Origin of the sequence: Kaistella flava (ex Peng et al. 2021) (genome assembly GCF_015191005.1) — a bacterium.
In the GTDB taxonomy this organism is placed as follows: domain Bacteria; phylum Bacteroidota; class Bacteroidia; order Flavobacteriales; family Weeksellaceae; genus Kaistella; species Kaistella flava.
Window position 1 is genome coordinate 140,643 of sequence record NZ_CP040442.1, and the last position, 20,954, is coordinate 161,596.

General features: G+C 34.5%; 14 protein-coding genes and 1 pseudogene. 7 read left to right on the forward strand and 8 right to left on the reverse strand.

The features are described from left to right. Positions 1–132 precede the first annotated feature (132 nt). On the forward strand, positions 133–1,434 hold the full coding sequence (locus tag Q73A0000_RS00620) for a glycosyl transferase family 1 (RefSeq protein WP_193812165.1): 1,302 nt from the start codon (positions 133–135) through the stop codon (positions 1,432–1,434). Positions 1,435–1,606: 172 nt separating this feature from the next. Here the strand turns inward: Q73A0000_RS00620 and Q73A0000_RS00625 are convergent, their stop codons facing one another. Both Q73A0000_RS00625 and Q73A0000_RS00630 read right to left on the reverse strand, forming a co-directional pair. Beyond that, entirely contained in the window at positions 1,607–2,587 is a 981-nt protein-coding gene (locus Q73A0000_RS00625; protein WP_193812166.1) for a PLP-dependent cysteine synthase family protein, read from the reverse strand. A 140-nt stretch (positions 2,588–2,727) separates the two neighbouring features. Continuing rightward, positions 2,728–3,957, reverse strand: coding sequence for an ABC transporter permease (locus tag Q73A0000_RS00630; protein ID WP_193812167.1), 1,230 nt, complete (start codon positions 3,955–3,957; stop codon positions 2,728–2,730). 4 nt (positions 3,958–3,961) lie between these two features. Here Q73A0000_RS00630 and Q73A0000_RS00635 point away from each other — a divergent pair, with 4 nt between their 5' ends. Beyond that, positions 3,962–5,158, forward strand: a complete 1,197-nt coding sequence (locus Q73A0000_RS00635; protein ID WP_193812168.1) for an exo-beta-N-acetylmuramidase NamZ domain-containing protein — start codon at positions 3,962–3,964, stop codon at positions 5,156–5,158. A 282-nt stretch (positions 5,159–5,440) separates the two neighbouring features. Here Q73A0000_RS00635 and Q73A0000_RS00640 read toward each other — a convergent pair whose 3' ends face one another. Then, positions 5,441–8,497: a hypothetical protein gene (locus Q73A0000_RS00640; protein WP_244140862.1), complete on the reverse strand. Its 3,057-nt coding sequence runs from the start codon at positions 8,495–8,497 to the stop codon at positions 5,441–5,443. Between the two features lie 329 nt (positions 8,498–8,826). Between Q73A0000_RS00640 and Q73A0000_RS00645 the strand changes: the two genes are divergently transcribed. Beyond that, positions 8,827–9,585: a T9SS type A sorting domain-containing protein gene (locus Q73A0000_RS00645; protein WP_193812169.1), complete on the forward strand. Its 759-nt coding sequence runs from the start codon at positions 8,827–8,829 to the stop codon at positions 9,583–9,585. 145 nt (positions 9,586–9,730) lie between these two features. After that, positions 9,731–10,495, forward strand: coding sequence for a T9SS type A sorting domain-containing protein (locus Q73A0000_RS00650; RefSeq protein WP_193812170.1), 765 nt, complete (start codon positions 9,731–9,733; stop codon positions 10,493–10,495). A gap of 192 nt (positions 10,496–10,687) precedes the next feature. Here the strand turns inward: Q73A0000_RS00650 and Q73A0000_RS00655 are convergent, their stop codons facing one another. Beyond that, complete coding sequence (locus tag Q73A0000_RS00655; protein WP_193812171.1) at positions 10,688–13,507, reverse strand: aminopeptidase; 2,820 nt, start codon at positions 13,505–13,507, stop codon at positions 10,688–10,690. Between the two features lie 105 nt (positions 13,508–13,612). Here Q73A0000_RS00655 and Q73A0000_RS00660 point away from each other — a divergent pair, with 105 nt between their 5' ends. Then, the gene (locus Q73A0000_RS00660) at positions 13,613–14,458 is read left to right on the forward strand and encodes a DUF4846 domain-containing protein (RefSeq protein WP_244140772.1); all 846 of its coding nucleotides are present in this window, start codon (positions 13,613–13,615) and stop codon (positions 14,456–14,458) included. Between the two features lie 126 nt (positions 14,459–14,584). Continuing rightward, positions 14,585–15,748, forward strand: a complete 1,164-nt coding sequence (locus tag Q73A0000_RS00665; protein ID WP_193812172.1) for an MFS transporter — start codon at positions 14,585–14,587, stop codon at positions 15,746–15,748. Positions 15,749–15,862: 114 nt separating this feature from the next. On the opposite strand, the gene Q73A0000_RS00670 is transcribed toward Q73A0000_RS00665, so the two are convergent. Both Q73A0000_RS00670 and Q73A0000_RS00675 read right to left on the reverse strand, forming a co-directional pair. Next, the gene (locus tag Q73A0000_RS00670; RefSeq protein ID WP_193812173.1) at positions 15,863–16,363 is read right to left on the reverse strand and encodes a GreA/GreB family elongation factor; all 501 of its coding nucleotides are present in this window, start codon (positions 16,361–16,363) and stop codon (positions 15,863–15,865) included. A 121-nt stretch (positions 16,364–16,484) separates the two neighbouring features. Further along, positions 16,485–17,189: a DsbA family protein gene (locus Q73A0000_RS00675; RefSeq protein ID WP_193812174.1), complete on the reverse strand. Its 705-nt coding sequence runs from the start codon at positions 17,187–17,189 to the stop codon at positions 16,485–16,487. A 224-nt stretch (positions 17,190–17,413) separates the two neighbouring features. Here Q73A0000_RS00675 and Q73A0000_RS00680 point away from each other — a divergent pair. After that, a pseudogene (locus Q73A0000_RS00680) lies at positions 17,414–18,395 on the forward strand (IS30 family transposase). An 80-nt stretch (positions 18,396–18,475) separates the two neighbouring features. Here the strand turns inward: Q73A0000_RS00680 and Q73A0000_RS00685 are convergent. Together Q73A0000_RS00685 and pyrF are read right to left on the reverse strand one after the other, a co-directional pair. After that, positions 18,476–19,402, reverse strand: coding sequence for an AEC family transporter (locus Q73A0000_RS00685; protein ID WP_193812175.1), 927 nt, complete (start codon positions 19,400–19,402; stop codon positions 18,476–18,478). Positions 19,403–19,568: 166 nt separating this feature from the next. Beyond that, positions 19,569–20,927, reverse strand: coding sequence for an orotidine-5'-phosphate decarboxylase (gene pyrF, locus Q73A0000_RS00690; RefSeq protein WP_193812176.1), 1,359 nt, complete (start codon positions 20,925–20,927; stop codon positions 19,569–19,571). Positions 20,928–20,954: the final 27 nt, after the last annotated feature.

A 20,954-nucleotide genomic window follows, 5' to 3' on the forward strand; every position in this document is an offset into this window, starting at 1 on the left:
ATTAGATTAGATTAGTAAACTATTGAAAAGTTTGTAAAAGGTTTAAAAACATACATTTTGCCATCTTTTGAATTTCTTATTTTCGCATTTGTCTTTTGCCTCTTTTGCGGTTAAAAATTTTTTAGAATTATAATGAAACCAACAAAAAAAATATTAATCATCACCTATTATTGGCCGCCTGCTGGTGGACCAGGTGTTCAGCGTTGGTTGAAGTTTGTAAAATATTTACCCGACTTCGGTTGGAAACCCACTGTTTTTATCCCCGAAAATCCGAGTTACCCGATTGTTGACGAAACTTTAGAAAAAGAAGTTTCTGATGATTTAGATATTATTAAAACGAAGATTTGGGAACCATATCAATTGGCGGAAATCTTCGGAAAAGACAATAAGAAATTCAAAGCAGGACAATTTGATGTCGGTAAAAACCAATCCTGGAAATCTAAACTTTCGATTTGGGTTCGTGGGAATTTCTTTATTCCCGATGCTCGAGTATTTTGGGTTAAACCTTCCGTTGAATATTTGAAGAAGTATTTGAAGGGAAATCAGTTTGATGCTTTTGTCACAACTGGTCCGCCGCATTCGATGCATTTGATTGGTTTGGAATTAAAAAAAGAATTTCCTAATATAAAATGGGTTGCTGATTTCCGTGATCCTTGGACAGAAATTTCTTATTATAAACATTTGAAACTCACGAAATCTGCAGATCAAAAACATAGAAACCTCGAACAGAAAGTGTTTGAAACTGCGGATATTACTTTAGCCACAAGTTTTTCTGATGCAGAAAATTTCAGAAAAAAAGGAGCGAATGCTTTTTGTATTACCAATGGTTTTGATGAAAATATAAATTTGAAAATTCGTGAATTTGAGGATTTGAAAATTGAAAAATCAAAATTCACTTTAAGTTACATCGGAGTTTTAGAGCAATTGCGAAATCCAGAAGTTTTATGGAAAGTTTTAAGGGAATTAGTTTCTGAAAATGAAGATTTTAAAAATGATTTTCAATTGAAGTTTGTCGGAAGAATTGATGATAAAATTTTGAATGAGATCGAACAATCTTCATTAAAAAATTCAATCAATAATTTGGGTTATCTTTCTCATTCAGAAGCAAATGTAGAGATGGCGAATTCTGATTTGCTCTTAATTACCAATTTCCCAGATGACAGTTCAAAAGGAATTATTCCCGGAAAAATATTTGAATATTTAGCGACCGGAAAGCAGATCGTTTCTTTTGGTCCGAAAGAAAGTGATGTCAAGAAAATCTTAGAAGAAACCAACGCCGGAAAGCATTTTTCGTATGATAATGAATCAGAATTAAAAGTGTTTTTACTGCAAAAATTTGAAGAATGGAAATCAGGAATTTCAAATTCTCAAACTCAAAATATTGAACAATTCTCAAGAAAAAACTTGACTAAAAAACTGACTGAACTTTTGTGATCCACTTTGCGTGAGGGAGAAGGTCGAAATCCTTTTTTTTATATCCTAACTTTCAAAATTAGATAGAATCTATATCAAAAAAAAGATTGGGAACCGGATACCGACGTTTATAAAAATAGCCGTAAAAGTTTACTTTTACGGCTATTTTTATAAAGGGCACGCCCAAAAATATTTATAACCAACCCATTTCTTTCATCCACTCATCATTGTAGATTTTCCCCACATATCGGGAACCGTGATCGTGTAACAAAACAACAATCACATCGTCTTTGGTAAATTGATCTTTCATTTGAATCAAAGCGGCAATCGCACTTCCGGCAGAATAACCACAGAAAATACCTTCTTCTTTTGCCAGTTTTCGAGCGTAAACTGCACCGTCTTTATCGGTCACTTTTTCGAAATGATCAATCACAGACATATCGAAATTTTGGGGAATTATATCTTCGCCAATACCTTCTGTAATGTAGGAAAAAGCGTGTTCTGGATGGTATTCACCCGTTTCGTGATATTCCTTCAGAATAGAACCATAAGTATCAACACCGATTACTTGAATGTTGGGATTTTTTTCCTTGAAAAAAGTTCCGCAACCCGTAACAGTTCCGCCTGTTCCCGCACCTGCCATGAAATGCGTTAATTTACCTTCCGTCTGCTCCCAGATTTCTGGTGCCGTAGATTCATAATGCGCCAATCGGTTTGATAAATTATCATATTGATTCACGTACCAACCATTTTCAGTTTCTTCGCCCAATCGCTTAGAAACAGAATAATAAGAACGGGGATCATCTGGCGTTACGTCCGTCGGACAAACGATTACTTCTGCGCCAACGGCTCTTAGAATATCATTTTTTTCTTTCGACTGTTTTGCATTCGTAACGAAAATGCATTTGTAACCTTTCACGATTGCGGCCAAAGCCAAGCCCATTCCGGTGTTTCCAGAAGTTCCTTCGATAATGGTTCCGCCTGGTTTTAAACGGCCGTCTTTTTCAGCATCTTCAATCATTTTCAAAGCCATTCTGTCTTTCACAGAATTCCCTGGATTGAAGGTTTCTACTTTTGCCAAAACCAAGGCTGGAAAATCTTCTCCCAAAACTTTGTTAAGTTTTACTAACGGCGTATTTCCAATTGTTTCAAGAATATTTTGTGCGTATTTCATAAGAGTTGTTATATTTTTATTTTCACTTTTATCATTTTTAAAATAAAATTTTGAATGATTTAAAGTGGTGTTTTTAACATTATTAATTTCGTAAAAATCGATAAGAAATTTACGAATTTGCAAAGATATAATTTTAAAAATTAATTGTATTTAATGGCTTTCACTGGAGAGATTTTACTAATCAAATAACTCGGAAGAACTAATGAGATTCCTGATACAATAAGAATTCCCACTGAGATTAATAAAATATGGAAGATGTTTATTTCAACAGGAACGACACTTAAATAGTAGTTTTCAGGATTTAAAGTAATAATGCCGAAATATTTTTGAATGAACAAAAATCCTAAACCAATTAAGTTTCCGACGATTAGACCCGGAATCATAATCAGCAAAGTGTAATTAATAAATATCGCTCGGATTTGTCCATTAGTAGCACCTAAGGTTTTTAACATTCCAATCGAGTTGGTTCGTTCGATAATTAAAATTAATAAAACCATGATGATGTTAATGATCACCACGACTAACATAATCGTAATAATTAGCGCAATATTGGTATCAAAAATCGCAATGAAATCCATGATTTGTGGATATTCATCGGTGGCTTTTACGGTGTAGTTTTTATAGCCAACGAGTTCGTCAATTTTGGGAGCGTCTTCATCAATATCATTAATGTTCTTCAGGAAAATGTCGATTCCACCAATTTCTGAATCTTTCATTCCCTGAATTTTCCGGGCGTGATTAATTCCACCGATGATAAAAACATCATCAATTAATTTAATGTCGGTTTTATATATCCCAACCACTTCAAATTTCCGGTAAAGCGGACTTTGATTTTCTTTTGAAAAAATCGCGACGATACTGTCTTTTATTCCAAGGTGAAGATCAGTGGCGATTTTTTGGGAGATAACAATTCCATTGTTAAAACCGTCTTCAGTAAGTACTGGTACATGACCTGCCACTAAAAACTTACGGAATCGGGCAGAGTCAAAATCTTTTCCAACTCCTTTAAAAATGATTCCGGCGAAATTATGTTCGTTCCTTAAAATTCCACTTACGGCAATATATTTTTGCGTGGAAGCGACATCTGGTAAGGCTTTTATCTTGTCGAGTTGAAGTCCGTCATTACTCAGAATGGAGGAATTATAAGAATTGTTGGATTGTTTTGATTTTACAGAAATGTGACCAGAGAAATCGGCCATTCTTTCTTTAATCGCTTTTTTGGAGCCGACTCCAGTAGAAACGGTGATGAGCGAAACAATAACTCCCAGAGCGACGGAAAGCCGACCAATAAAGACAATAACCCGTGAGAGATTATTTTTATTATCTTTGGAAAATGCAATTTTTTTAGAAAAATATACCGGAAAATTCAATCGTATGATTTTAAGCCTCAAAAATAAAGATTTACTTCTGATTGTGCTAATTTATTTTGGTTTTTGCCAAATGAGTTTTGCCCAAAATCTCGATACAAACTGTTTTAAAACGGGTGCAGACCGACCAGAATTGTATCTGCCTCTACTAAAAAACAAGACCATCGGAATCGTTACCAATCAAACCGGTTTGATGAAAGATAAAACGTTCCTGGTTGATTTCTTGGTTAAGAATAATATTAAAATACAATCTATTTTCGCACCTGAACATGGTTTCCGCGGAGATGCAGATGCAGGCGAACACGTGAAAAATGGTGTCGATACCAAAACAGGAATTCCGATTGTTTCTCTTTATGGATCCAATAAAAAACCAAAAGCTGAGCAGTTAAAAGGAATTGATATTGTTCTTTTTGATATTCAGGATGTTGGCGTGCGGTTCTATACTTATATTTCTACCTTGACTTATGTGATGGAAGCCGCTGCCGAAAATAATATCGAAGTAATTGTTCTCGACCGACCAAATCCGCAAGATGGATATATTGATGGACCAGTTTTAAAAAACCAATGGAAAAGTTTTGTCGGAATGCATAATATTCCCGTGGTTTATGGACTGACCATTGGTGAATATGGAAAAATGGTCAATGGAGAAAAATGGCTGGATAATGGAATTCAGACAAAATATACTTTGATTCCGATGCAAGGTTATCATAAGAAACAGCGTTATGAAATGTCTGATAAACCCTCACCGAATCTGCCAAATGATAAATCCATCAACCTTTATCCGAGTTTGTGTTTCTTTGAAGGAACGCAAGTTTCTGTCGGTCGTGGAACGAGTTTTCCTTTCCAAATTTATGGTTCTCCATGGACTAAAGATTTACCGTATCAGTTTACACCAAAACCGTCCGCCGGCGCAAAAGATCCTTTTTTAAACGGTAAATTATGTTACGGTGAAAACCTCTCAGAATATCCCGAAGATCTAAGAGCATTGAATTTAGACTGGATTTTGAAAGCATATAAAGACTATAAAAATCCACAACAGGATTTCTTTTTAAAGAATTTATTCTTTGATAAATTAGCGGGAACTGATGAATTGAGAAAGCAAATCATCGCTGGGAAATCTGCTGCTGAAATTAAAGATTCCTGGAAAAGTGATTTAGAGAATTTTCAGAAAATCAGAGCGAAATATGTGATGTATGAAGACTAAGTTTCAAGAGCCAAGTAAAAAGTAAAAAGAGCCAAGAAATACGGTGAATGGTCAATTGTGAATAGTGAATTCTCGACTTGTTTTTTAATCTAAAAAATCAGAAAATTTTTGCGAAGTTTAATTTTCTAAGGAAATCTTAATGCTCTTAATTCCTAAATGATTCTTAATGGTTTATTTTTCAATATTGTAATTTCTGCCTTAAAGTTCAGAATGAATTTTTAAATAGTTTTTAACAAAATAAATTCGTGTCCCGAAGTTTCGGGATGGCAAAATAATAAATTTCTAAAAACTCGCTTTCACCTGCATCGAGCCCATGTGAATCGTTCGCTCACCTGAATTTCTTCCTTCATAATTCAAATCAACTTGAATAAAGGAATTAATCGCCTGTTGTAGGAATACCGACCAAACCTGGTTTTTCCCGGGCTTCAAACCATCGAGCATTTGGTTGCCGACAATCGAAAAATTGTTTCCTGTAAAATTATTATTGATAAAAGAGAAATTGCCGCGAACAGAAGTTTTCCTCCAATCCCACTGCAAACTTCCGGTAAGGTCAAACGTCTTTAAAAACTCTTCGCCATCAATTCTCTTCTTCTGACGAAAAGCCGAAGAAAGTTCGGTCTGAATCGCTTCTGTAAATTTATAAGTCGCTTTTGGTTTTGTTTCCACATTTTGCAACTGATAATCCCGGCTGTTAAAAAGTTGCGATGCGTTTTTAATATCATGAATCGAATTCTCCCAATCGATCCGGAAATCTTTCCCAAACCAATGTCCGATATTCAGGAAATGAGAAACCTGCGTTCGCTCTTCATTACTAAAGTTGGCATTGATTAAATTATTGTTGGCTATGAAACGGTAATTTCCATTCCAGCCCGATTTGTCGGTCGGATTAAACTGTGCCGAGGCCAGAATGTTTTGATTTTTTAGAATTTGATCTTCATTTTTTTCGAACGGATTAAGTACGAAAACCTTTTCTTTTTTAAAATAAGAATTTTGAGAATTAATGGAAAGATTAAAATTCCATCTTTTCAGAAATTGATTTTCAGAATTGAAAACTACGGAAGGATTTACGAATAAAGCCAACTGCATTTTATTTTTGTTGGACGGAATATAATTGACGGTATTCGTGTAAATCCTTATGTACTGAGCCAAATCTGCGTATTCAGCAATTTCGAATTCATCTAATTGCTGAATTCCGTCGCCATTATAATCGGTCCATTTGTAAATTCCCTGTCCGTCGGTGACTTTGATATATTGAAATTCACGTTGCGCTTCCTGACCATTTCCTAATTCATAAAATGCCTGCAAACGCATTCCATTATTGAAGAGTTGTTGCTGATACGTCATATTTCCAACGATGAAATCCTGATTATAAGTTGCCATTAAATCATCCGTTTTCTCAAAGAATTTTCGATAATGGAGTAGGGCTGATAAAGTGGTTTTCTCTGTTTTAATGATCTGACTTTCCGCCATAAAACCAAGGATTTGATTTCTATTTTGCAAAGTATTATTTCTGACAGAATCATTATCACGCAAATACATTTTAGCCAAAAGTTTTGTTCGTAGAGAATCGCCAATTTTTTTCTGAACAAAAATTTCTTTCCAACGATAACTTGTGACATCGAGTACATCGGTTTGGTTGAAGTTTTTCAAATTTTGTTCCATGCCAGCGCCGATTGCCCAACTTCCTTTTTTACCCGCATATTCTGTAGCGACGGCAGTTCGTACAAAATTGGTGTTTTGAAAAGTTGACTTCGTATCGAGATAAGAAAAGTTTCCTTTCGTATTAAATTTCCCTTTAATCCAACCAAAATCCAAATCGTTTTTTATCCCTTTATAAGAATCTTTTTCGTCCAAGTAATTGATTTGATAATTTAGGAAAGAAGTGTTTTTCCATTGGTTTAAAAAACTAAAAATTAGTCGGTTTTGTGTAATTTGATTAAACTCTTGAGCCAGGTTAAAATCCCTTGAAAATTCAACATCATTGATTTTATCAAGAATATGGAACTGCGAACTGATATGTTGATATTCAAAACTTGGCGTCCCTTTCCAGTTGTTTTTAGTAAACGTTTTGTTCCCGAAAACGCGTCCGGCGTAACCGATATTTTGGTTGGCATCTTTGGAGGAGAAAAGATTGATATCGTAATTACTCAAAGAAATGTCTGCTCCGATTTTTCCTTCTTTTAAAAGTACTTCTGCATTGGTAGAAAAAACCTGTGCTTTTTGGGGCGAAGGTAATTTACGAACGGCTTTGTAATTTCCGACATTTGGACCAACATATTCGAAAACACGTCCGTTATTCGTGGTTTGCTTTAAACGGTAATCGCCTAAATTGTCGCCAAAATAAGTAAAGGCAACCTGATATAAAGTTTGGGTTTGATCATTAGAGAATTCGTAGTAATTTCCGTTTTGATTTTGAACGAGTTGATAGAGGATTTTATTCACATCATATTCCGCAACATTTCCTGACGGAGCGTACATTAAATCAGGATTGTTTCCGGCGTTGGCTAAAATTTGCTCATCTTCTTTGGATAGATTTAAAGAAAGTGGAGCGTTTTTATTATCATTTTCCATAAACCAATTGAACCCAATTTTCACTTTCTCTCTTTCATGTTCAACGCCACCAGTTACTAAGAATCGCGTGTAATTTCGATTGGTATAATTATAAGAAATGGTAATAAAATTCTGTTTAAAAATCGGTCGGAAACTGGTAAAGGTAATCTCGCCTGTATTATAATTAATCACATAATCCTGACTCTCGCCACGTTTCATTAAAATACCATCGATAAAAACCTGTTCAGACCCGGAAATAATGGTAATGAACTGTTCGCGATTTTTCCCGTTTAAACGGTAAGGACCTTGATTTCCTTCTACACCTTGAAAACGAACTCGGTAAAATTCACTTCTTGCAACGCCGGCTGAAATATTGGCAAAGGTTTTATTTTCATTCCCAAATTTCGTCTGATATTCTAAACCCATACTTCGTCTTTGAAAACGACCGAAATAGGTTTTCTCATCCACCAAATCCAAATGACCGGCACGCAGAATCGAGTTGTCTTTTATATTGAGTTGAAGATAAATTTTGTCGAATTCCTCTAGAGTTTGCGTATAACCATCTGCTTGAATCGGTAGATTATGATCGGAAATCGAAGCCAGAATTGAAACATCGTTCGAGAGTTTTCCTGTAATCTGCAAATCCATCGAACTCTGTACACTTTGTCCCTGATTATTTCCAAAAGTGATTCCTCTGATAATTGAACCTTTAGAATTTAAATCTCCTAAAATTTGGGAACGAGGATTTTTAACCAAAACTCCTTCATCAATAATCGTTTTATTCGGCATTCTGATAAAATCCAAAGTATCTTTAGAGAAAACATCTCGCTCTATTTTCGCCGTTAGAATCGAATCTTTCTTTATAGAGTCTTTTGAAATATTAGGATTTTGCCAAGTGAAAATCTGAGCATTAAATAGACTTAATGCTGAAAGTAAGATGGATAAGAACAGTGTTTTTTTAATCAAAACGTTTTAGAAACAATGGTGTAAAAGTAACGAAAAAGTCTTTTTAAAATTGTTGTTGCATATTTAACAATTAATTCATGTTGAGATTAGGGAATTGGCAAAAAAGTTTCTATTTTTGTGGCATAAATTATTAATTATTTAAATTTTCAAACATGAAAAAATTCTATTCTTTATTCGCAGCTGTAATTTTGGCTGCAAGTGTTAATGCACAAACTACAACTACTGTTTTCAGTGCAGATTTTGATGATGTAGTTGGTACTGGAGGTAACGATGGTTCATGGAGTGGTACAGTTGCCGGTTCAGCAGCGACTGCAACTGGTGGATTTGTATATGATAATATGTACAAAGGTGATAAATGTCTTAAAGGAGGTACGAGTAGTAAAGCGGGTTCACTAACGACTCCTGTATTAGCTAATTTGTCTGGTGTTGCAACTCTAACTTTCCGAGCAGGAGCTTGGGTTGGCAGTAGTGAAAAATTAACCTTAAATGTTTCGATTATTGGTGGAGGATCTTTAGATATAACTTCAGTTACTTTAGTTAAAGGTGAATTTAGTACTTACACGGTTGAAATTACTGGAGGTACTTCATCTAGTAAATTGGTATTTGCGGCAGCAGTTGCATCAAATAATAGATTCTTCATTGATGAGATTTTAGTTACAGCACCAACTCAAGCAGTAGTTGATGTAAACGCAACTAAAGTAAACTTGGTTAAAAATACAGTTGTCGGAAATACATTGATGTTTGCTGGAAAAGCAGACGTTCAAATCTTAAACATGAATGGTCAAGTTGTAAAAACTGCATCTGTTAATGAAAATACGTCATTAGACGTTGCAACTTTAGCAAAAGGAATGTATGTTGTAACTGCAATCGTAAATGGAAAAGCTGTTACTGAGAAAATTATTAAAAAATAATTTTTATAAATAAACTAAAAGAAGGTTATTAGAAATGGTAATCTTCTTTTAAAACATGATTTATATTTCGTTACTTTTTTGTTGAAAAACAATTTCGTAAATTTGCTTTACTAAAAAAAATCATAAACAATTAAATTTCAATACAATGAAAAAAATCTTTACAATTTTAGCGATTTCAGCTTTAGCTATTACAGCACAAGCTCAAACAACTTTTAACTACATTTTAAACAACCAAGGTTTTGCAAACGCACAAGCAATTACCACTGGTGATATTGTAGCAGGAAAAATTACTTACGAAGCATTGAAAAATGGAGCAAGTAATGCACCTTCTTTTTACACTGCAGGTGGAGGAACTTTAAGAATGTACTCAGAAAATGCAACTGGAAATGGTAACTCTTTTTCTGTAAAAGCAGTAGGTACTGCAAAAATTACTTCTGTAAAAATCAAAACTTCTGGATTAGTGGGTACTGATAATTATGCTCCATCAACTGCAATTGTTAGTGTAGATGGTGTTGTTGTACCAACGGTATATGATCCAGCTGATTTGACTGGTACTTATTTGATTACTGCAGCTACGCCAGCATCTACTATTACTATTAAAAATGGTCAGACAGGAACTTCGGCACAAATTAGAATTTTATCAGTTGAAGTTACTTATAATCCTAATCTTGCAGTTGGTGATGTTAAAGCAACTAAAGCAAACTTAGTTAAAAATACGGTTGTTACTAATGAAATTATCTTCGGAGAAGCTTCTAAAGTATCTGTATTTAACATGAATGGTCAAGTAGTAAAAACTGCTGATGCAACTGAAAACTCTAGACTTAACGTTTCTGAATTACCAAAAGGAATGTACCTTGTTTCTGGTACAGTTAACGGTAAAGCAGTTTCTCAAAAAATTATCAAGAAGTAATATTCTTTTTAATCAAATATGAAAAGCGATTCCAATTGGGATCGCTTTTTTTATGGTGTTAGTAACAATATTTTAGTTTTTGTACAATATAATTTCCGAAAGAAATCTTGATTTCTTAATGGTTAAGTTCTAAATAGTGAAATTTGTGAAAAAATATTGGTGCTATTTGTGTTAAATAAGTTCATCAATTTTTTAAAACCAACCTCTTCTAAAATAACTCGTAACCGCATTGAAATTTAAAACCAAGGTAAATCGTATTCGTTGTCCGTAATCCTTAAATGAAGGTTCAAATCCTAATGAACTTTGAATAGGGAAATAAACTTCCAGGAAATCTGGAATCACTTTTACTTTCACGCCCGAATCCCAAATGAATTGCACGCCCAGATTTTTGTTTTTGTAAACACCTGCATCTGCATAAACATTAAACCATCGCCAAACGTGAGAATCAACATTTGCAGACGTGATCCATTGGTTTGCGGTCGTTCCTAAATAAGATTTAAAACCTCCTTCGGCTACAATTAACTGCTGTGCAAATAATCCAGAAGTCGCACTCTGTCCCAATAATCCATAAGAAAAAGCATAATTGGAAACGCGTGAAATACCATAATCAAAAAGATTATTTTTGGTATTGTTGGTGATAAAGTAGCCACCAAAAAGTCGCATGCTGATTTTTTTGTCCTTCGCAAATTCCCATCGATAAAAGAATTCCGTAGAAATTTTTTGAAAATCTTCCATCCACTGGAAATTGGCGTTGAACGATTTTTCATGAATTAAAGAACGGTCAGAATAACTATATCCTAAATTCCACAAATTATATTTTCCGTATTCATTTAGGTTTGTTTTGATCGGATCCAAATCTTTCTCCAAATAATTATACGTAAAACCAATATTTCTACGAATGTCAGATCTCGGATCTTTCGTGAAATTAATACCTACAAACGTAGCGATTTTCCGATAAGTCAAATCGTAGTCATAATGAAAATGAGAGGCAGAAACTCCAAAATCTAAACTCCGATAAAAGCTATTTGCGGGTTGAAAAGAATAAGCTACGCCGCCAGAACCTGCCAATTGTCCGGTACCGGAACTAAAATACGGCGTAAATGAATATTGAAATTTTCTGTCAAATAAAGAAGCATTCTTAAAATTTAAGCCAAATAAAACCTTATCATAAGCATTGAAATTTAATCGAGGATTTACATAAATCTCGTTGTATTCTGGATTAGGAATATCTTTAAAAACTTTAAGTTTTATTTTTTTTCTGTTTGAGAAAAATCCTTCCGTATATAAATAGTTGTCTCGAAAGTTTTTCTCAGGGAAAATATAACCGTCATTAATAATGATTTTCTCTGCGTTCGACTGAGGAATATTATAAACTACGGTTTCTTTTGAGTCATCAGTATCGAACCAAAAAGTCTCTTTTTGACCTGATTCTTCTTCGGTTTCCAGTTTAAAAGGAATTCTTTGGTGGGTGTTTTTCGAGACTTTCACTTGAAAGTTGTCACCGTTTTTAGTAAACCTTTTCAGTTTAAAATTCACTCGGTTTTTCTGCTGAATAAAACTTTCTAAAAAGTCAGATGAATATCCAGATGCCAAAGAAAGCTCGTCTAAAAACACTTTTTGATCTGCAGGTTTTCCAGAATATTGAGTTAAATAATTGATCAAAAAATCATCGAAATTTTCCTGACCCATTTTCTCCGCGATAAATGAAAAAAGACTACCTGTTTCAAAATGGCTAATCGCAGTAGCATTGAAATTACTTAACTTTTCAAAAGGCTCATTAATTTTTTGATCCAAATTCTGCGTAACCATGTATTGATAGGCAAGTCCGTATCTTTCGCTTAGTTCCAGTTTAGAAATCCGCATGAATTTTAACGGTTTTACACCAAAATACTTTAGCTCATCCGGCAAATCTCCCAAGAGTTTTCTGTTCTTATAATAGCGGTCGATATATTGAATTTCCAAATAAGTTTGAAGCCCATTCATCAGCCAATGATCTTTGCTCTTATCAAAAATAACAGCTCTTTGAACAATCGCGTTTGACAAAATGCTAAAATAATTAAGGTCAGTTTTTTCGGTATCTTTAAAAAGTTGATAATGAAATTTCCAAAAATTGAGGTCATCAATTCCAACAAAATCTTCGTCTTTTTTAAATTTTTCGGTAATGAAAATTTTCGTCGGAAGATTCCCAATTTTATTTTTAATGAAATGAAGTTGCAACGGAAGATAAAACTCCAGATTTTGTTTTTCAGTTATTGTTAAAGGATAACCGAAATCGATTTCAATGTTTTGACCATCAATTTGCGTCGTAATTTGATCATTACTTTTGGTGGAAATTATAAATTCTGGATCTTTATTGAGTTTACCTTCAAAAGAATTTGACTGAACTTTGTTCAAATTACTTGCAGCAAAATAACTTGGCGGAAGTTCAAACTTTACATTCCAATAATTGCCAGGACTTTGATTTTCTTCAATATTTAGATAATGTTTCGGTTTCTGATTATCATTTTCGAAGCGATCAGGAACAATGAAAAAATATTTTAATGAGAATTCTTGCTCGCCGACTCCATAACCCGTGAATCTTTTGTTAGGAATATGAAGAATATATTTTAAAGATATTTTGACGTTTTTTCCTGGTTTTAATTCTTGAGAAAGAGGGAAGTAAATATTTTCATCATCGCCGGAAAGATATTCCCAGTCCGCAGATCCGATTTTAATTTGTACTTCCTCAGTTTTTCCTAATTGTTCATTTTTCGCAAAATACATTTCATTCTTTCGGTCCTGTAATAATCGGGAAAGAAGAGGTGTGTTTCTATTTTGGTAGGCCGAAATCCAATTGAGTAATTTTATTTTTTTTAGAGGTAAATCGGTGTTATTGTAGTAAATTATTTCTTGATTTACTGAAATTAGATTGCTGTTTTCAGTTATTTTCGCAGATATGTTGATGGTATCTTGTTGAGCGGAAATCTCAACAAAAATTAGAAGAAATAATAGGGCTGTGGAATATCTTTTCATTTTCAAACGTAGCTCAAATATAACGATGTTTTTTAAAAATTAGTGTTATTTTTCAGTATTTAGAAATATTAACTAATTTTGATTAACATTTAAATATTGTGCCATTTGAAACGGTTTGCTGTATTACTTTTGTTGTTTTATTTTCAACATCTATTTTCCCAAGTAATTGAGACTACCGCACCATTGATAATTGATGAATCTCGGTCAACAATTCGTACGCGTTTTATTCCGCCCAAAGGATTTTATTGGATAAATGAAGAACCCGGAAGTTTCAGTCAATTTCTCAATAATTTTCCGCTTCATCCACCTAATTTTCCGGTCAGAGATTTTACCGGAGTTCCTATAGAGCAGCAGCAACATCATATTGCGCTCTTAAAAATTGATGTGGGTGTTAAAAATTTGCAGCAATGCGCAGATGCGTGGATTCGTCTCTACGCTGAATATTTATGGATCAACCAAAGGTTTGATGAAATCGGATTCGAATTTACAAGCTCGCAATTTTTCACCTGGAACGATTTTAAAAAAGGAATAAGAACGAAAGAACTCAATAAAAAAGTAAGTTTCATAAAAACTGAAAAAGAAGATAATTCTTACGAAAATTTTCAAAAATATTTAGAAGTTATTTTTAGATATGCCGGCACCATTTCCTTGGATCGGGAATCGATTCCTATTAAAAATAATGCTGCCATTAAAACTGGTGATTTTCTTATAAAACCCGGAAGTCCTGGTCATTCCGTGATTATTGTTGGTGTTGCCAGAAATTTAGCTGGAAAGAAATTATATTTATTGGCCGAGAGTTTTATGCCAGCACAGGATATTCATGTTTTAGTGAATCATCAAAATCCGCAACTTTCGCCTTGGTATGAACTCGATGTTGGTGCACCGGAAACGACTACTGCAAAATATATTTTCAAACCAACTTCTATTAAAAGATTTCATGCTTTAAGGTGAAATTTACTTTGGTAAATAGATGTCGTCATCTTTTTCAATTAAAGAATACGATGAATAAATACGGTCGTTATTTGCGAAGAAGTTTTAGTTTTGCAGTTCTTTAAAAATAGTACTTTCCAACTTTCCATGAAAAATAAATTACCTAATTCGTTACTTTATCTTTTGAGCGTTTCAGCCGGTTTGGTTGTGGCGAATTTATACTACAATCAGCCTTTGCTTCATGATATTGCCTCAAGCCTTCAGGTCAAAGATGCTGAAGTGAGCAATGTCGCGCTTTCTACTCAGATTGGTTATGCTTTGGGTTTGTTGTTTATTATTCCGCTGGGTGATAAAGTCAGTAATCTAAAAATCATTAGACTGAATTTTTTAATTCTCGTTCTTTCCCTTATGGGAGCGGCACTTTCACAGTCTTTACCTCTATTAATTTTCAGTAGTTTTTTAATTGGGTTCACTTCTACACTTCCACAACTATTTGTGCCAATGGTTGCCCATCTGAGTAGTGATGAAGGACGTGGACGGGCAATCGGAATTGTAATGAGCGGATTACTAATCGGAATTTTGGGAAGTAGAGTTCTGAGTGGTTTGGTTGGTGAATATTTTGGCTGGCGCAGTGTGTTTTTTGGCGCAGCCGGTTTAATGACCATGCTTTTCTTTTTGTTAAATGCTAAACTACCAGTTATTCAACCAAAATTTGGCGAGAGTTATGCGAAATTAATGAAATCGCTTTGGTTTTATTTTAAAACAGAACCGACTTTGAGATTGGCAACTTTGCGTGGTGCTTTGGCTTTTGGAAGTTTAAGTGCGTTCTGGACCACCTTTGTTTTCCTAATGCAAGATTCTTTTGGCTACGGAAGTGCAGTTGCGGGTGGATTTGGTTTGTTTGGAATCGCTGGAGCGCTCGGTGCAACCGTTGTGGGAAAATTGAATAACCGTGTTAAAAAAAGTAAACTTATAATCTTTGGTACCATATTAATCATTGCATCGTGGTTGATATTTTTAGTTTCGCCACATTCAATTATTGGATTAATCATCGGAGTGGTGCTGATTGATTTAGGAGTACAAGGCGTTCATATCACCAACCAGAATATAGTTTTTTCTAAAAATACAGAAGCCAGAAACCGAGTGAACACCATTTATATGGTTGGGTTTTTCATCGGTGGAGCGGCAGGAACCAGTTTCGGTTCGCTTGCTTGGAATTACTTTGGATGGACTGGAGTTTCCGTGGTAGGCTTAGTATTCTCGGGAATTATTTTGATCGTTCAATTGTTGACGAATAAGAAAACGATTTAAATTGTTGTGAAAAATTATCTCGCAGATTTTGCAGATGACGCAGATTTAAAATTGTACGCAAAAAAATCTGCTTAATCTGCAAAATCTGCAGGAGTAGAAAATGATTGAGTTTTCTCAATACTCAATACTCAATATTTTAAAAATATTTTTCTTCTCACCCAAGTTTAAAATAGCTTGTTCACCAATCTTTTTATGCAACAATGCTTTCGCTAAAGGAGTAATAAATGATATTTTCTTTTTTGAAATATTAGCTTCGTCAACACCAACCAGCTGGAAAGTTTGCGTTGAGTTATTTTCTACATTTTTAAAAGTGACCGTTGCACCAATATGAATTTCATCTTGTGGCAATTTCTTTGGATCGATGATTTTCGCTGAGGTAATTCTCTCATTCAATAACTGAAGTTTCGCATTGATATGATTAAAAGAAATTCGGTATTCTTTCTCTTGCGATGGATCTAAATTGTCCTGTTCTTTAAGAAGAATTTCTTTTTCTTCCAGTAAAGAATTCATTCCATTTTGGGTGACGAAATTTTCGGTTCCAATTGGTAAATCGGCTCTGGGCGGAACTATTGGAACTTCTTCCTGATCATCTTCTTTTACAAATCCTCTGCTCATAATTTAAATTTAAGTAGAATTAATGCAATTTCCAGACCTTGTTTTTTAGAGTTATAAAATTAAACAAAAACTTCCAGAACGAAAAGTTCCGGAAGTTTCTTTAAATTATTTCGTCGGATTATTAATCACAATTTCCATCAACATCACAGCTTTCGCCGCCGTAGATGATTTGTAAACCTTTGTCTCCGGCAGAAAATTCCTTCCAAGAACTTTCTAAAACATCTGTAAATGCTGCGGGAGGTTGCGCTCCTGAAACTCCATATTTATCATTAATAACAAAAAACGGAACGCCGCTGATGCCCATTTGTTGAGCCAACATCATATCGCGCGTTACTTCCATTCCAAGATCGTCTGAAACTAAAGCTTCTTTTATTTCGTCTTCGTTTAAAGAAACCGATTTTCCAATTTCAATTAAAGTCGCTTCATCATCAATGTTTTTTCCATCGATAAGTTGCGCTTTAAATAAAGCTTCTTCAGTTTCGTTGGCTAGATTTTTCGTCGCAGCCAATTGTAGTAAAAGATGCGCTCTGTAGGAATTAGCAACTTTCTGGTGGTCGAAATTAAAATCAATTCCGGCTGCTTTTCCAGCTTTGTAAACGTGTTCATACATTTCTTTGGCTTGGTCCACAGAAACTCCTTTTGCTTCAGAAAAATACTGCAAAGAACTTATCTCCGGTTGTGTTTTCAAGTTTGGATCAAGTTGAAAACTATGCCAGGTTACTTCAATTTTATCTTTGTCTGGAAACTGTTCCAAAGCTTTTTCAAAATTCTTTTTTCCAACATAACAAAACGGACAACGAATGTCACTCCAAATATCTACTTTCATAACTTTTTATTTTTAAGAATAACAAAGATACAAATCTTAAAATCCATTGTTCTTGACTTATGATATAAACCGCGTCAGTGTTTTTTAATAACTTACATTCAATTAATAAATGCAACGGTTAATAAAAGACTGCTGGGATAGCTTCTGTTCCTAGGAACAGAAGCTATCCCAGCAGTCGGCGAAAAATTTCATCTTATCTTTGGGTTGCAAAACTCTAAAAACAGATGGCTCATTTAACGTTGGAACAAAGATACCAAATAGAAACTTATAGAAGTACTGGAATCAGCATTTCTGAAATAGCCAACTTTGTAGGCAAAGACAAAAGTGTAATTTCCAGAGAAATCAAGCGAAATGCGGATCAAAGAAGTGGGACATACAAAGCAAAATTAGCCGATAAAAAGGCTCAAAATAGGCATCAAATAAAAAGGAAAAAAATGCTCATTAACAGCAGAGATAGAAGTGAATATTTTGTGTTATTTGATTAAGGATTATAGCCCAGAACAGATCGTGGGTAGATCTAAAGTTGATAAGGTAAGTATGGTATCTGGTGAAAGAATTTACCAATACATTTGGGAAGATAAACGCAGAGGAGGTAAATTGTATCGGCATCTTCGAACCCAGGGAAAGAAGTATAAAAAAAGAGGTCATTTAAAAGACAAAAGAGGTCTTATTGTTGGTAGAGTGGACATTAGTCAGCGCCCTTCAATAGTTGAAAAGAAGAATAGATTAGGAGATTTAGAAATAGATTTGGTCATAGGGAAAGATCACAAAGGAGCCTTACTAACTATTAATGACAGAGCCTCTGGTGTACTATTTATGGGAAAAGTAGGTAGTAAAGAAGCTGCTGAAATTGAGAAGAAAACCATCGAGTTATTACAAGATTGGAAACCTCTGATCAAAACTATAACCTCTGACAATGGAAAAGAATTTGCAAATCATCAAGCGATAGCAGAAGCACTCAATATAAGCTACTATTTTGCCAAACCATACCACAGTTGGGAAAGAGGAGCGAATGAAAATTTGAATGGATTAATAAGACAATATTTTCCTAAAAAGCATAACTTTGAAAATATCACAAAAGAACAAATACAAGATGTAACTTATATTTTAAACAATAGACCTAGGAAAAGATTTGGGTACAAAACGCCCAATGAAATATTTGCCGAACAACTAAATAATTTTGATCATGTTGCATTTATTACTTGAATCCACCTAATGTAAAAAAAACAGTCTTTAAAAACAACGAAAAGAAAATCAGGGCGAAACCTTTAATTTAAAATAGAAATCTACATTCCTAATATTCCACCATACTTCAGTACCAAATACCATAAAGTTAAAGTCACAAATGACAGAGGAATTCCCACACCGAGAATTAAGTTACAAAACTTTGGTTCCAAACGATGTGCTGAGGCGATAATGGCTGCCGTTACCATTGGTCCCATGGCGGATTCTAAAAAAGCAACTTCGATCATTTCTCCTCTTTGTTTTAAAATGATGAAATAGAGGATAAAAATAACCGCTGGAAATAAAATGAGTTTAAATAAAAGTCCCCAAAAGAGAGGTTTTGCATCGCTGTCTAATTTCTGCCATCTGAGTTGGCTGCCCACTGAAACCAAAGCAAGCGGGACTGTTGTTGCACCAAGTTTTGCAAATACATCATCAATTACAAATGGTATATTGACATTAGATACATTTAAAATCACCGCAATGACAAACGCAATAAATGGCGGGAATCTTAAAATCTTTTTAATGATTTCAGAGATTGCAATTTTATCACCTGAATAAAAACTGGCAATCGTAATTCCCAGAGTTGAAAGCGCTACAAAAGATCCGGGTTGATCAACAAGCATCACTATTTTTATTCCGCTTTCGCCATATAATGATTGAATGACCGGAATTCCCACAAAAGAAGTATTTCCAAAACCGGCACATAAAATTAAAGCACCAATCAACGCTTTTGACCAATTCATTTTCTTACCTAAAAAACTAAAAAATAGAAGGGCTAAAATGATATTGATCCACGGAACCATTACAGGAAATAGCACCTGCATGTTTAAGGTGATTTTCGGAATATAATAAAGTGATAGCGCAGAAAGTGAAATGTTAATCACAAAAGAATTCAAGGCAAGATGTCCGTTTTCTGGAAACAGTTTCGCTTTCCGAAGAAAAAATCCCAGAAATAAACATAGAAAAAGTATAATTAGATTAGACAAATTTTAATTTTATTGAAGGTTTTCTTGAACTAAAAATAGCGAAAATAATTAGAATAAAGGTAGTAAAAACTCCCGCAGATCAAGCAGATGGAGCAGATTTGAATAATGTTAATCTGCGTCATCTGCAAAATCTGCGGGAGCCTATTTTTGTGATATTACTAATAATCTACAAACTTGCTTCGTAAGCACTCCAACCAGCAATCTTATAAGTCAAAGCAGATTTTTCAGCGTCAGTAGATTTATAAATCCCACGACCTACAATAATGAAATCAGTTTCCAGTTGTGTAAATGCGTGTTCCGGTGTGTTGTATTGTTGACCTTTTCCGTCGCCAGCATCAGCCAAGTTAATTCCCGGCGTAAATAAAAGTAATTCGTTTGGAACCTTATTTTGAGCGACACCACCGAAAACGTTCGGATGAGATAACGCAATTTTAGTTGCGTCTTCGCGATAATCAGCATCCGTCAAAGTTCCTTTTGAAGACATTCCTATAATCGCAACAACGCCCACATTTCTGAAGCAGTCGAGTGAATCGTAGCCAGCAATTACTTGCGCTGTAACGAAATCAGCCCAGTTCGAAATCTTGTAAGTCCCGTACGCAAACTGTAATTCCTGAGTGTTTCCAATATCTGCAAATTTGCGGTCTTCCATTAAAAGGAAGTTGTATTTGGTCGCTAAATCTTTTAATGGTAAAATGGTATTGTCTGAATCGAAATCGATTAAAATATCGATATGTGTTTTCAGAGCAACGATGTGTGGACCGACTTTTTCAGCCAAGGCCAATAATTCCTGAGTAGTCGTAACATCTGCGGAAACAATAAGATTTGACTTTTTTTCAATCGCAATTTCCAATAGTTTTTGTGCAATAGAATGGTCGCAAATATCTAATTTCTGTTCGTAAGAAAGTCTTTTTTCTTCTTCAAATTTCACCACATTGCCAGCGAGGAAATCGTTGATTCTTTCAACTTCATCATCGGTTAAATGTCCTTCATCTTTTAGTATTTTGCAAACTTCAGAAATGGTAAAAAGAGAATGAACGCGGAATCCTTTGCTTTCCAAAATTTCCCGTCCACCTTGTTGTCTGTCTAAAACAACCACAATATCAGAAACGGTAATTCCTTCATTTTCGATTTCCGGAATCGTTTCCAGCAATGAAGCACCGGAGGTAATAACATCTTCAACTAAAAGACAGTTTTGCCCGGGAGTAAAAATCCCTTCAAGAATTTTTTTAGTGCCATATTGCTTAGCTTCTTTACGTTTGATAATCAAAGGAAGATAACTTTCCAAAGACATTGCAGTTGCCATCGGAAGTGCCGCGTAAGGAACGCCACAGATCAAATCGAAATTATCCAATGGAAGCATATCCAATAAATAATTAGCGAGCAATTTCAGAATCTTAGGATCAGAAGCGAGTGGACGCAAATCCACATAAAAAGGGCTTTCTATTCCTGATTTCAGGGTAAACCTGCCAAACTTAATGATGCCGAGTTTATAACACTCGAGAAAAAATTCTTTCTTAGTTTCCATTTACTTTTTACTTTATCACAAAGTTAA

Bases quoted from the DNA above. Each gene is read 5' to 3' on its own strand.
- Q73A0000_RS00620 (WP_193812165.1), top strand. From the start codon at position 133: ATGAAACCAACAAAAAAAATATTAATCATCACCTATTATTGGCCGCCT.
- Q73A0000_RS00625 (WP_193812166.1), bottom strand. From the start codon at position 2,587: ATGAAATACGCACAAAATATTCTTGAAACAATTGGAAATACGCCGTTA.
- Q73A0000_RS00635 (WP_193812168.1), top strand. From the start codon at position 3,962: ATGATTTTAAGCCTCAAAAATAAAGATTTACTTCTGATTGTGCTAATT.
- Q73A0000_RS00640 (WP_244140862.1), bottom strand. From the start codon at position 8,497: ATGCCGAATAAAACGATTATTGATGAAGGAGTTTTGGTTAAAAATCCT.
- Q73A0000_RS00645 (WP_193812169.1), top strand. From the start codon at position 8,827: ATGAAAAAATTCTATTCTTTATTCGCAGCTGTAATTTTGGCTGCAAGT.
- Q73A0000_RS00650 (WP_193812170.1), top strand. From the start codon at position 9,731: ATGAAAAAAATCTTTACAATTTTAGCGATTTCAGCTTTAGCTATTACA.
- Q73A0000_RS00655 (WP_193812171.1), bottom strand. From the start codon at position 13,507: ATGAAAAGATATTCCACAGCCCTATTATTTCTTCTAATTTTTGTTGAG.
- Q73A0000_RS00665 (WP_193812172.1), top strand. From the start codon at position 14,585: ATGAAAAATAAATTACCTAATTCGTTACTTTATCTTTTGAGCGTTTCA.
- Q73A0000_RS00670 (WP_193812173.1), bottom strand. From the start codon at position 16,363: ATGAGCAGAGGATTTGTAAAAGAAGATGATCAGGAAGAAGTTCCAATA.
- Q73A0000_RS00675 (WP_193812174.1), bottom strand. From the start codon at position 17,189: ATGAAAGTAGATATTTGGAGTGACATTCGTTGTCCGTTTTGTTATGTT.
- pyrF (WP_193812176.1), bottom strand. From the start codon at position 20,927: ATGGAAACTAAGAAAGAATTTTTTCTCGAGTGTTATAAACTCGGCATC.